The organism is Mediterraneibacter sp. ICN-202921 (genome assembly GCF_037890075.1).
GTDB lineage: Bacteria > Bacillota > Clostridia > Lachnospirales > Lachnospiraceae > Mediterraneibacter > Mediterraneibacter massiliensis.
Genome location: NZ_JBBKBE010000005.1, coordinates 54,216 through 66,704, shown reverse-complemented (window position 1 = coordinate 66,704; position 12,489 = coordinate 54,216). Strand labels below are relative to the sequence as shown.

Here is a 12,489-nt window from a genome sequence, read left to right as displayed (position 1 = left end):
TAGTGCTTATTTCACATGTTCTACACATATCCATATACACCCCTGACAGATACTTCTCCGGCATAGATCTTTTCTTCTGTCCCGTCCTGTCTGCGTACGATCAGTTCTCCTGTTGCAGTAATCCCGAGAGCTCGTGCTGTATATGTCTTATCATTCCCCAATATACGCACTTCCCTGTCACGGTTTACGAGCCTCTCATTATACACTTCTTTCAGCAGAGACAAATCTTCCGTCTCCAAAAACTTTGCATAATATTCTTCGTAAGCTCTTACGATTTCTGCGATCAGCAAAGCGCGTTTTACCGTACTTCCAGTCTCCAAAAAGAGCGATGTAGCCTTATTCTCGATCTCTTTCGAAAATTGTTCTGTGTTCACATTGATGCCGATCCCTGTCACCACATAATTGATATAATCAATCTCCGTGCTCATCTCTGTCAGAATACCTGCCAGCTTCTTTCCATGTACGACAATATCATTCGGCCATTTGATCTGCACATCCAAACCTGTACATTTCTTCAGCGCTTCTGCCGCTGCGCATGCCGCCACCAGTGTCAGCATGGGCGCCTTTACCGGTGGGATATCCGGTCTTAAAAGAAGCGTCATATAAATGCTTATGCCCGGCTTTGATTCCCAGGCTCTTCCACGTCTGCCTTTGCCGGACTTCTGCATATCCGCCACAACGAGCGTCCCATGGGGCGCACCATCTTCTCCCAAGACCTTCGCCCGGATATTGGTCGAATCTGTCTCTTTATAACAGACGACCTGCTGCCCTGCCCATTTTGTATGAAAAAGACTTTTCAATTCTTCTGCTGTCAGTATATCCGGACTATCCACGATGCGATATCCGCGGTTTCTTACCGCCTCCACATGATATCCTTCTTCTTTTAGCTGTCCGATCACTTTCCACACTGCTGTACGTGAGACGCCTAATTTCTCACAGAGCTGCTGTCCGGATACATATCCGCCGCTTTCCCGCAGCATTTTCAAAATTTCTGTTTTCACAAATTTTCACCCTGGTTGTATATTTATTTTACTTCTCCCAATGTAGCCATCATGACGGCTTTGATCGTATGCATACGATTTTCCGCCTCATCGAATACCCTGGACTGGGCGGACTCAAATACTTCGTCTGTCACTTCCATATCCTTGATACCAAACCGCTCTCCCATTTCTTTTCCAATCTTTGTCTTCAGATCGTGAAATGCAGGCAGACAATGCAGGAAAATTGCCTCTTCTTTCGCATTTTCCATCACTTCTTTTGTCACTTTGTAAGGCGCCAATTCACGGATACGTTCCTCCCATACTTCATCCGGCTCTCCCATAGACACCCAGACATCTGTATAGATCACATCCGCATCTTCTGTGCCGGCTTTTACATCTTCCGTAAGTGTGATCGTAGCCCCGCTCTCAGCAGCATATCCCTTGCAGATATTTACCAGTTCTTCATTCGGAAAATATTTCTTTGTCGTACATGCCACAAAATCCATTCCCATCTTCGCACAGGCGATCATCAAAGAATTTCCCATATTGAATCTGGCATCTCCCATATAGACAAGCTTAATTCCCTTAAGCGAGCCAAAATTCTCGCGGATGGTCAGAAGATCCGCCAGCATCTGCGTCGGATGATACTCGTTCGTCAGACCATTCCACACAGGAACACCCGCATATTTCGCCAGTTCCTCCACGATCTCCTGACCGAAACCACGATATTCGATCCCGTCATACATTCTGCCAAGTACACGAGCCGTATCCTCGATACTTTCCTTCTTTCCAATCTGGGAGCCCGACGGATCTAAATAGGTTGTTCCCATTCCCATATCATGCGCTGCTACCTCAAAGGCACAGCGTGTCCTCGTACTTGTTTTCTCAAAGATCAGCGCTATATTCTTTCCTCTATACTGTTCCACCGATATGCCGTTTTTCTTTTTTTCTTTCACATCCGCAGCCAGATCCAGCAGATACGTAATCTCCTCCGGCGTAAAATCTTTCAGTGTTAAAAAGTTTCTTCCTTTTAAATTCATCTCTTTCTCCTCTCCTATATCCATTAGTACATGCGTAAAACGCGGCAGGTTGATCTTGTCTGCCAGAGCCGCATAACGTTCCTTTACGATCATAAGTATTTCATCTATCGTATAGATCTGATATTTCAGCACACGCAGAAGCTTTGCGCTGGCCTCCAGCATTGCCAGATATAATGCCTTGTCTGTAAAACCAAGCGGAAGTTTAAGCACAAATGCCATCTCCGCCTTTTCTCTGTCAGAAATACCGCTTAGTTTTTCATTATACCATATTTCCTCATGATTCTGTTCCAGATAATACATAAATCCTTCCAGTCCATACAGCATCCTCTTGGCATCATAGTATCCGATCTTCAAATTCTGCCGGCTTCTCTTGCCTTCAAATTCTATGATGCTTCCGAGACGGACCCGCGGACCAATCTCATAGACCTCACTGTCACTTGGCATTTTTACTCTCGGCTCCCGCCCCGGTCCGTAGATCCGGATCTCTATGATATCGGTATATCCCCTCTTTACAAGAGAATTCAAAGGTACGTTATTGACTACCCCGCCGTCAATATACCGCTTCCCGTGCAGCTTTTCATTTTTAAAGCCTAGCAGGTATGCGCTCGCCAGCAAAAAATCTTCCAACATACCTTCTGGTATATCTTCTATGCTTAGATCCAGTTCTTTCATATCTGTAAGAGAAAACGTCAAAATACAAAATTCTTTTTCACAATGGCGTATTTTCTCTTCATCCACCATTCCGTGGATCAGATGTCGAAGAGGCGTGATATCCACCCCTCCCTCTGACAGTGTGCTCCATATCTCTGCGATCACCTCCGAAAACTTACGCTTGCCGGCAAAAAGTTCCTCCATCCAGTTGTCATCTACATCCATCACTTTAGAGAAAGTCATCTCACTCCAGATTTTTTCTGCATTTTCTATATCATCCATACAGATAAGTGCCCCATTTAGGGCTCCTACTGAAGTACCCGCCACTGCGTTGATCTTTATCCCAGCTTCCTTCAGGGCTTTCCAAGCCCCAATCTGATAGGCGCCCCGCGCGCCACCGCCGTCCAGCACAATGCCATATTCTTTAGATAGATCCAATATCGGCTCCATAAATTCACCTCTGTTTTCTTCTCTGCCGTCCTGCTTCAAACATCAATATCGCAGAAGCGACTGCCGCATTCAGAGATTCTGCCTTTCCCTGCATGGGGATACGTACTTTGACATCCGCGCAGGCAGCCACTTCTTCCTTAAGCCCATTCCCTTCATTTCCTATCAGAAATGCGCAGGAATCTCTGTAGTCTTCTCCATCATATTCATGTATTCCCTCTAGATGCGCCGCATATATTTTTATTTTTTCCTGCTTTAATTTCCGTATCTCGCCGCATATATCTTCCGCATAGTAAAAAGGAACTCTGCAAACAGCCCCCATCGTAGAACGGATGACTTTAGGATTATATATATCCACACAGTCTGCGCTCAGCAAGATACCTGTAGCGCCTGCGGCCTCTGCTGTTCTGAATATGGTTCCCAGATTTCCCGGATCCTGCAAATTATCCAATACAAGAATATGTGCTTTCTTCCCTTGCTTTATACCGGTAATATCTGAAAAATCATACGCCATCTGCCGCACGACTGCCAAGATCCCCTGCGGACTCTTTGTGTCAGAGACATGGGCAAATACAGGATCCGAAAGGATTTCCGGTTTTTTCTGAAGTTCTTCCATCTCTTTTTTGTGCTGTTTCCACCAACTCTCTGCCACATACAGACTTTTGATTCGTTCTGCCGGCATCTCACGCACGATCCTGGAGCCTTCTGCGATAAAAACCCCTTCGTTATTCCGTATCTTGCTCTTTTTCTGGAGTTGTATCAATTCTTTTACTTTCTGATTTCCCGTACTTGTTATCATCACTATTTTCACCCTGTTATTCCATATGAAATCTTTCCAATACAGAAGTTGCTCCTATAATGATCAAGATCCCGTCCTCAGGAAGCGGCGCATGCGGATCAAACGTTACATTTACCTGCTCATTCTGGATGATCCCAACCACATTGATTCCATATTTTTCTCGAACCTTTAATTCAGAAAGGCTCCTTCCCACCCATTTTTCAGGTACTTTGCTTTCTGCCATACTGTATTCTGACGAGAGTTCGATCCAGTCGGAAAATGTATTCGACACCAGATTCTTCGCCACCCGGCTTCCCATCTCCCTTTCGGGATAAACAACAGAATCTGCACCTACTTTTTCAAGGATCGTACCCTGCAGGTTGTCCTGTGCTTTTGCCAGCACATAGGGAATCCCCATCTCTTTGCTCAGCATCGTTGCCATGATACTTGCTTCCAGACTTTCTGATATGGCCACTACAGCCCCGTCCAAGTTCCGTCCTCCAAGCGCCTGCATTGCCTCCGGATCAGCCACATCTGCCCGCATTGCATAGGACACTTGATCTGCTATCTCTTGTATTTTTTCATAGGACTTGTCTACCACCAGCACGTCACATCCAAGACTCTCCAGTGTCAAAGCCACACTCCATCCAAAACTTCCCAATCCAAACACAGCAAACTGCTTTCTCATATTTTGTGTTCTCCTATCCTAACATAATCCGTTTCTCCGGCAGCTCTCTGAACTGCGTGCCTGCCCTTGCCTTTCCCGCAAATACTAACGCCATCGTCATGGGACCGATTCTGCCTGCATACATCAATATCATCAGCACGACCTGGCTCGCCCTCGAAAGAGACGGTGTCAGATCCGCAGACAATCCCACTGTACCGATCGCGGACGTTGTCTCATACATAATATCCAGATACTCTGCCCTCGGCTCCAGCACAGTGATCACCCCTGTTCCAATAAGCCAAAATAAAAAAGTCACCAGTGTGATCGTAATACCGGAACGAACGATCGAGTCATCCAGCTTTCTTCCAAAGCACTCCGTGTCCTTCCTGCCTCTCAAGACAGACAGAGCTGTCAAAAGCAGCATTGCTATTGTAGTCGTCTTAACACCGCCTGCGGTTCCGGCAGGGGAGCCACCGATAAACATTAGAACACACCCCAAAAGCTTAGAACCTTCTGTAAGGCCTCCCTGCGGCACTGCCGCAAAACCGGCTGTCCTTGTTGTAACAGACTGGAATCCAGAAGCCATCAGTTTCTGCCCCAGGCTAAAATTCTTCATTGTCTCCGGATTATTGTATTCTAAAAGGAAAAAGCCGGCAGTTCCCAGCAAAAGCAGCGCCGCTGTCATGGTCAGCACGATTTTGCTCTGCAGTCCCAGCCTTTTTATCAGTCTGCCTTTTGGCTTTCTTCCCTTCAGCACTTTTTTCGTATTGACGTGGATATCATGCCATACAGGAAAACCTAATCCGCCCATCACGATCAAAAACATCGTCGTAAGATTTACAAGCGGGGAGCCCACATAGTCAATAAAACTATTCTGCCCTAATATGTCTATTCCCGCATTGCAAAATGCGGAGATTGCATGGAAAATACCATATCCTATTCCGGGATACACTCCATATTCTGGGATAAACTGCAAAGAAAACAAGACTGCTCCTATTCCTTCTATGAGCAGTGTTCCTTTTAAAATGCGGATGATAAACCTGACAAGACCTGTCAGTGTATCCAATCCATACGCCTGCTGTATCACCACCCGCTCTTTCATCGTGATCCTGCGGCGAAGAGCCAGAAAAAATGCGATTGTACACGCAATGACTCCCAGACCTCCGATCTGGATCAGAAGCAGCAAAACCAGTTTTCCCAAAAGGGTGAACTGTTCCGCCGGAACGATCGTCACAAGTCCTGTCACGCAGACTGCAGAAACGGATGTAAAGAGAGAGTCAAAAAATGCGATCGGCTTCTGGTTGCAGATCGGCAGCCATAAAAGTACGCCGCCCAGCAAAATAATGCCAAAAAAGCCCATGGCAATCCTTTGCATAGTCGTAAGTCTCAATTTTTTCATTGTTTTTTTGTGATTTTCATATTTTTTATCACTATATTGCTTCGTGTCCATTATACCTTAAACCGATAACCCACGCCCCAAATCGTCTCGATATACTGCGGGTGTGAGGTATCATACTCTATTTTTTCCCTTATTTTCTTAATATGCACAGTCACGGTCGCAATATCCCCGATCGATTCCATGTCCCATATCTCCCGGAACAATTCTTCTTTTGTATATACATGGTTTGGATGTTTTGCAAGAAATGTAAGAAGATCGAACTCTTTCGTTGTAAAAGAGCGTTCTTCTCCGTTGACCCATACCCGTCTTGCTGTTGTATCGATCTTCAGACCGCGTATTTCTATAATCTCATTTTCTTCTGCCGTACTGCCTATCAGACGTTCATATCTCGCAAGATGTGCCTTTACACGCGCCACCAGTTCACTTGGACTGAAAGGTTTCGTCATATAATCATCCGCACCCAATCCAAGTCCCCGTATTTTATCAATATCGTCTTTTTTCGCCGACACCATGATGATCGGCGTGTTTTTCTGATCGCGCACCTGACGGCAGATTTCAAACCCATCTACTCCCGGGAGCATCAGATCCAGGATGATAAGATCAAAATCTTCATCCAGCCCTTTTTGCAGGCCAACTTCTCCATCTGTCGCAACCTCTACTTCAAAACCGCTTAATTCCAAATAATCTCGTTCCAGTTCTGCGATGCTTTCTTCATCTTCCACGATCAAAATACGTTTACTCATCCATCGGTACCTCCTGATATTTTCTTACTACAAAATACATGGTCGTTCCAACCCCTTCTTCACTGGTCGCCCAGATATTTCCGCCATGTTCTTCTACGATCTTTTTTACAATGGAAAGTCCGATCCCGCTTCCTCCTTTTGAAGAATTTCTGGAAGCGTCCGTCCTGTAAAAACGGTCAAATATATAGGGCAGATCTTTTGCCGTGATCCCCTTTCCATTATCTCCTAGTTCTACCTGGATAAAATCCCCTACGTCCTTTAGATTCATCGTAATCTTTCCCTTTGGCTTATCCATATATTTCAGGGAATTTGAAACGATATTATTGATAACCCGCCTAAGCTGTTCCGGATCTACGATCACCTTAGAATCAGTCTCCACATAGTTGCGGTATACAAATTGAACGCCTTTCGCTTCTAATTCCATATATAAATCCTCTGCACAATCTCCAAAATAATTTTTTGCCGAGATCGTTGTGAAATTATACGGAATACGGTTTGTATCTATTTTAGAATACAGCGTCAGCTCATTGATCAACAGATCCATCTCATTAGCCTTATTATATATGGTTTTGATATACCTGTCCATTTTTTCAGGGGTATCCGCCACTCCGTCCATGATTCCTTCCACATACCCTTTGATCGCCGTGATCGGCGTTTTTAGATCATGGGATATATTGCTGATGAGTTCTTTATTCTCCTTGTCATATGCCACCTTTTCCTCTGCGTTTGCTTTCAGGCGCAATCTCATCTCCTCAAAATCCTGGCACAGCTGACCGATTTCATCATCAGCCTCTCTCTTGATCTCAAAGTCCAGGTTTCCTTCCTTTATATTGCGCGCAGCCCGCTGCAGCTTTGTCAATGGTACGGATACAGTACGATAGATCCAGTATATAAGAAGCGCTGCTGTCAAAAATACGATCAGGAGATAAATTTGTTGGATCTCGTTGACCTTGCGCGACGAAAATGTATACATCGCAACTGTCGTAAAAATAGTCGGAAGAATCATGACTGTCATAAACGCAATGATCAATTTTGTCTTTAATTTCATAGCCGGCTCCTTTCCTTTTTCATAATAGGATTCTGAAAAAGGCAGGCATTTCCAAACGGCGCCCGCCTTTTTATCCGCACCTGGTTTAAATCCTATAATGATTTAGTATACCATACTGCGCATGTTAAATTCAATATTTCGGATACGCAAACCACAGTCCTTTACAATATCTTTACGGTATTATCCGATATATTTTTTCAGTACATCTACTTTATCCAGTTTTTCCCATGGAAGATTCAGATCGTTACGTCCAAAATGCCCGTAAGCAGCCGTCTGTTTATAGATTGGACGGCGCAGATCCAACATTTGGATGATACCCGCCGGACGCAGATCAAAATTCTCTCTTATGATTTTTACCAGTTCCGCGTCTGCTATCTTTCCTGTTCCATATGTATTTACCATAACAGAAGTCGGCTGGGCAACTCCGATCGCATACGAAAGCTGGATCTCACATTTTTTTGCAAGCCCTGCTGCCACAATATTTTTCGCCGCATATCTCGCCGCATATGCCGCAGACCTGTCCACCTTTGTACAATCCTTACCGGAAAAAGCGCCGCCTCCATGACTTGCCATTCCACCGTACGTATCAACAATGATCTTCCTACCCGTCAGGCCACTGTCTCCATGCGGGCCGCCTATTACAAACCTTCCTGTAGGATTGATGAAAAATTTTGTTTCTTCATCAATCATAGTCTCCGGAATCACCACATCAAATACGTATTTTTTGATATCTTTGTGTATCTGCTCCTGTGTCACATCCGGATCGTGCTGTGTAGAAAGCACGACTGCATCCAAACGTTTAGGAATGCCTTCCTCGTCGTATTCCACCGTGACCTGCGTCTTTCCGTCCGGACGCAGATAGGCAAGAGTCCCATCCTTGCGCACCTTGGTAAGCTGCCGTGCTAGTTTATGTGCCATAGCAATCGGATAAGGCATATATTCCTCCGTTTCATCAGAAGCATATCCGAACATCATCCCTTGATCTCCGGCGCCGATCGCCTCAATATCCTGCTCCTCCATTATATGTTCTTTTGCCTCCAGAGCTTTATCTACTCCAAGAGCAATATCTGCCGACTGCTCGTCAATAGTCGTGACAACGCCGCATGTATCTGCGTCAAACCCATATTTTCCTCTGGTATAGCCAATCTCGCGCACCGTCTCTCTTACAATTTTGGGAATATCCACATACGCATTGGTCGTAATCTCACCCATTACCATCACCAGACCCGTCGTACAGCATGTCTCACATGCCACACGGCTCATAGGATCCTGTTCCATCAAAGCGTCCAGGATCGCATCGGAGATCTGATCGCACATTTTATCCGGATGTCCTTCTGTTACCGATTCAGATGTAAACAATACTTTTTCCATAGTACAACTCCTTTCTTCACTTTCTCTCCTGTATGTCCTGTTTTCGTCTGGATATGGACAGCTTCCTTTCCAGGAGACGCTGTACAAATTCCCGCCAACAAAAACAGCCCACACAAAGCGGACTGTCGTTATCTCATAACAATCCTCTTATTGTTCGATTACTCGCTCAGGTTGGCACCTTCCTTAAATGAAGGGGTTGCCGCAGCTTCCCAGACCCTTTGTGTCTCCACTGCTCTGAATAAGAGAAAGTTTACACTATTTCATTTTATTTGGTTCAATAGGAACTTTACACTGTATCAGGGAAAATGTCAATATGTATTTTATCATTTGGCTGAAATCTGCTATTCGTTTTTCTGCGTGATCACTCCTGCATCATCAATGACCGCATTTGGAGAAAGCCCTTGCAGAAAATCATACATCTCTCTTTGTTCAGCCTTGTCGCTTATGTACTGCGTCGTATACCCAGTCTGCAGGCAAGGGACAAAAGACATCTCTTGCAGACCATCATAAGTGATCTCCAGCTTTAAGAGTCCCGTATATTTCGTCTCATCATTGAACCAAAAATCTCCCATACTGTATATGATCGGTTTTCCGTCTGCGTATTCGATCCCTTGCAGTACATGCGGATGTCCGCCGACCACAATATCTGCTCCGGAGGCAAGAAATTCGCGCCCCTGCTCTGTCTGATAATCTGCATACTGATTTGTGTCCTCCGGTCCCCAATGAATATAGGCGATCAGATAATCGCATTCCTGCGAGGCTTCTTTGATGATCTGCTTATATTCTGTCGTATCATACGCCTCCAATACGCCCGGGGAATCTTCCGTAGCTGCAGGCGTATAATATACAATCTCCGCATTTGTCGCCGCCACAAAACCGATCTTGATTCCATTCACGATAAAATATACCGGCCGTACAGCTTCCTCTTTATCTTTTCCGCCCCCCACATAAGGCAATTTTGCTCCATCCAAATACTCCAGCGTATCTAAGAGAGCCTCCTCACCGTAATCATATACGTGGTTATTGGCAAGAGAGACCAGATCTGTCCCCATCTGATGCAAAAGTTCCATACGCTCCGGCTTAGCTCTGAATGTATATAGTTTTCCTTCCAGAGGCTCTCCCCTTTCACTGACACAATATTCATGATTCAAATAAAATACATCTGCCTGTGTTGTCATGTCTAAAATTTCAGGAGAAATGCAGGCTTCTAATCCTTCTGTCTCATCATAATGGTCAAGCACGAAACCATCCTCTGCAAAACAGATATCTCCTGCCACAGTTATCTCTGCCTTTTTCTTTCCCTTGCTTTCCCGCAAGTAGATCTGATGTTCCTCTGCTGTCTGCTCGTCCGCAAGCCATCCTTTTCTCCTGTCTTCTAGTACCTGTAAAGTCTCTCCAGTCGCCTCATAGATATCTTTCTGTGTGATCTTCCCTTTTTCTGCCTTTTCTAAAAGTACCCCTTTCGCCTGCTGAGAATACTGCTTGATAAACCAATCCGCAAAATCCGCTTCTTCTTTGTCTACATCAGCAGTCTGAACAGTCTCCTGTTTTGCTGCGGCAAATGCCCCATAGCAGGATTCTACAGCACTTTTAACAAGTGCGCGCTGCTTTTTTTCTTTTGAATTTTTATATATATTTACACCGACAACCGAAACTGCCAGAACAAAAACCAGAATCCCCCCTCCTAGCACTGCCATCTGCTTCCTTACCTGTCTTGCTCGCCTTCTGCGCATTGCCTCGCGCCGCTCTCTGCTGTATCTTCCGCCTTCCATCATTTTCCTCCCTCTTATCTCTTTGTCGATGCTTGGTAAATCTGTACCCTTCTGTTATAGATTTTCCCATTCCGGTACATAAAAGTCAATACTTTGTCCACTGCTGATGCCGCAAGTTCTTCTGTCAAAAATGTACACATACGATATGTTTTGCGTACAATGCAAAAACGTGCAGCACTTTTTCTGTATCCATACAGTTAAGTACTACACGTTCTATCTGTTTTTTGAAATCCATACTGAATTTTTTCCGACATTTCAGCTTAAGCATCAGCCAACCTTCAGCTTAAATTTTTGTATTTCTTTCTCGCTGGATACTTTTTCGATCATACCGCCCAAACTTTGCAGTTTCTGTTCAAAACATTCGTATCCTCTCTGAATATATACAATATCATCTATAATGGTGATCCCGTCTGTCGCAAGTCCTGCGATGCAGAGTGCTGCTCCCGCTCTAAGATCCGGCGCACTGACTCTCGCACCCGAAAATTTCTCTACACCTTCAATGGTAGCAGAATTTCCTTCTACTTTGATAGCTGCCCCCATTCTCGCCAATTCATCCAGATATTTAAATCTGTTTTCAAAAATACTCTCTGTGATCGTACTGGTTCCCTCCGCAAGTGCCAGCGCCACTCCGATCTGCGGCTGCATATCTGTCGGATATCCTGGATATGGCAGCGTTTTCACCTGTGTGCTTCTAAGTCTCTTCTTTGCGACTACTCTTACTGCATCATCAAACTCTTCCACTTCACATCCAATATCGACCAATTTAGAGATTGTCGCATCTAAATGTTTTGGGATCACATTTAAAACTGTCACATCCCCTTTTGTACAGGCTGCGGCAAACATAAAAGTCCCCGCTTCGATCTGATCCGGTATAATGGAATATTCTGATTTGTGAAGTGTCTTCACGCCGCGGATCTTAATCACATCTGTCCCTGCGCCCCGGATATTTGCGCCCATACTGTTTAAAAAGTTAGCAACATCTACAACATGCGGTTCTTTCGCTACATTTTCCATGATTGTGATTCCATCTGCCATCGCTGCGGTCATCATGACATTGATCGTCGCTCCAACAGAGACAACGTCAAAATATAGATGCGTACCCCGAAGCTGCTCCGCATCTGCCACGATCTTCCCGTGTTCAATATCTACATCCGCACCCAGGGCTCGGAAACCTTTCAGATGCTGATCGATCGGTCGGCTCCCTATATTACATCCCCCGGGAAGAGCCACCTCTGCTCTTTTATACTTTCCAAGCAGCGCCCCCAATAAATAGTAGGACGCTCTTATCTTCTTGATATAATCATATTCGATATTAAAACTACCGATAGCGCTTCCATTGATCTTAACTGTATGTCTGTCCAGCCGCTGTACAGTAGCTCCAATCCCGCTGATTGCTTCCAACATAACATTAATGTCATTTACATCCGGCAGGTTATCGATCAGAACTGTTTCGTCCGTCATAATGGCTGCCGCCAAAATCGCTAAAGCCGCATTCTTGGCGCCGCCTATTTCCACTTCACCCACAAGCGGATTGCCGCCTTTGATAATATATTGCTCCATCTTGCACCTCGATCATTCGATATTATTTTCGTA

At 45.0% G+C, this 12,489-nt stretch carries 10 protein-coding genes and 1 riboswitch; all 10 genes read right to left on the bottom strand.

What is annotated here, in order from left to right; all coding sequences use genetic code 11:
• Positions 1 to 20: 20 nt before the first annotated feature.
• The 10 genes from WKT01_RS06050 to WKT01_RS06005 all read right to left on the bottom strand — a co-directional run bounded on the left by WKT01_RS06050 (position 21) and on the right by WKT01_RS06005 (position 12,456).
• Positions 21 to 1,001, bottom strand: a complete 981-nt coding sequence (locus tag WKT01_RS06050; RefSeq protein WP_059066567.1) for a biotin--[acetyl-CoA-carboxylase] ligase — start codon at positions 999 to 1,001, stop codon at positions 21 to 23.
• A gap of 23 nt (positions 1,002 to 1,024) precedes the next feature.
• Positions 1,025 to 3,121 carry an ornithine carbamoyltransferase gene (argF, locus tag WKT01_RS06045; RefSeq protein WP_340311627.1) on the bottom strand — a complete coding sequence of 699 codons (2,097 nt, stop codon included), beginning with the start codon at positions 3,119 to 3,121 and terminating at the stop codon, positions 1,025 to 1,027.
• 4 nt (positions 3,122 to 3,125) lie between these two features.
• Positions 3,126 to 3,917 (bottom strand): TrmH family RNA methyltransferase, encoded by a 792-nt coding sequence (locus WKT01_RS06040; RefSeq protein ID WP_059066566.1) that lies wholly within the window; start codon positions 3,915 to 3,917, stop codon positions 3,126 to 3,128.
• Between the two features lie 16 nt (positions 3,918 to 3,933).
• A complete protein-coding gene (locus WKT01_RS06035; protein ID WP_059066565.1) occupies positions 3,934 to 4,584 on the bottom strand; it encodes a potassium channel family protein in 651 nt (216 codons plus the stop codon).
• Between the two features lie 13 nt (positions 4,585 to 4,597).
• On the bottom strand, positions 4,598 to 5,962 hold the full coding sequence (locus WKT01_RS06030; protein WP_340311626.1) for a TrkH family potassium uptake protein: 1,365 nt from the start codon (positions 5,960 to 5,962) through the stop codon (positions 4,598 to 4,600).
• Positions 5,963 to 6,012: 50 nt separating this feature from the next.
• A complete protein-coding gene (locus WKT01_RS06025; protein WP_059066563.1) occupies positions 6,013 to 6,705 on the bottom strand; it encodes a response regulator transcription factor in 693 nt (230 codons plus the stop codon).
• Entirely contained in the window at positions 6,698 to 7,753 is a 1,056-nt protein-coding gene (locus WKT01_RS06020) for a sensor histidine kinase (protein WP_059066562.1), read from the bottom strand. Before WKT01_RS06020 ends, WKT01_RS06025 begins: the two co-directional genes overlap by 8 nt.
• A gap of 180 nt (positions 7,754 to 7,933) precedes the next feature.
• Positions 7,934 to 9,124 carry a methionine adenosyltransferase gene (metK, locus tag WKT01_RS06015; protein ID WP_059066561.1) on the bottom strand — a complete coding sequence of 397 codons (1,191 nt, stop codon included), beginning with the start codon at positions 9,122 to 9,124 and terminating at the stop codon, positions 7,934 to 7,936.
• A 144-nt stretch (positions 9,125 to 9,268) separates the two neighbouring features.
• Positions 9,269 to 9,369: riboswitch (SAM riboswitch) on the bottom strand.
• A 96-nt stretch (positions 9,370 to 9,465) separates the two neighbouring features.
• Positions 9,466 to 10,899, bottom strand: a complete 1,434-nt coding sequence (locus tag WKT01_RS06010) for a CapA family protein (RefSeq protein ID WP_242866576.1) — start codon at positions 10,897 to 10,899, stop codon at positions 9,466 to 9,468.
• Between the two features lie 264 nt (positions 10,900 to 11,163).
• Positions 11,164 to 12,456: a UDP-N-acetylglucosamine 1-carboxyvinyltransferase gene (locus WKT01_RS06005; protein WP_059066560.1), complete on the bottom strand. Its 1,293-nt coding sequence runs from the start codon at positions 12,454 to 12,456 to the stop codon at positions 11,164 to 11,166.
• Between the last annotated feature and the right edge of the window lie 33 nt (positions 12,457 to 12,489).

Coding starts and splice junctions, on each gene's coding strand:
- argF (WP_340311627.1), bottom strand. CDS start 3,121: ATGGAGCCGATATTGGATCTATCTAAAGAATATGGCATTGTGCTGGAC.
- WKT01_RS06040 (WP_059066566.1), bottom strand. CDS start 3,917: ATGATAACAAGTACGGGAAATCAGAAAGTAAAAGAATTGATACAACTC.
- WKT01_RS06035 (WP_059066565.1), bottom strand. CDS start 4,584: ATGAGAAAGCAGTTTGCTGTGTTTGGATTGGGAAGTTTTGGATGGAGT.
- WKT01_RS06030 (WP_340311626.1), bottom strand. CDS start 5,962: ATGAAAAAATTGAGACTTACGACTATGCAAAGGATTGCCATGGGCTTT.
- WKT01_RS06025 (WP_059066563.1), bottom strand. CDS start 6,705: ATGAGTAAACGTATTTTGATCGTGGAAGATGAAGAAAGCATCGCAGAA.
- WKT01_RS06020 (WP_059066562.1), bottom strand. CDS start 7,753: ATGAAATTAAAGACAAAATTGATCATTGCGTTTATGACAGTCATGATT.
- metK (WP_059066561.1), bottom strand. CDS start 9,124: ATGGAAAAAGTATTGTTTACATCTGAATCGGTAACAGAAGGACATCCG.
- WKT01_RS06010 (WP_242866576.1), bottom strand. CDS start 10,899: ATGATGGAAGGCGGAAGATACAGCAGAGAGCGGCGCGAGGCAATGCGC.
- WKT01_RS06005 (WP_059066560.1), bottom strand. CDS start 12,456: ATGGAGCAATATATTATCAAAGGCGGCAATCCGCTTGTGGGTGAAGTG.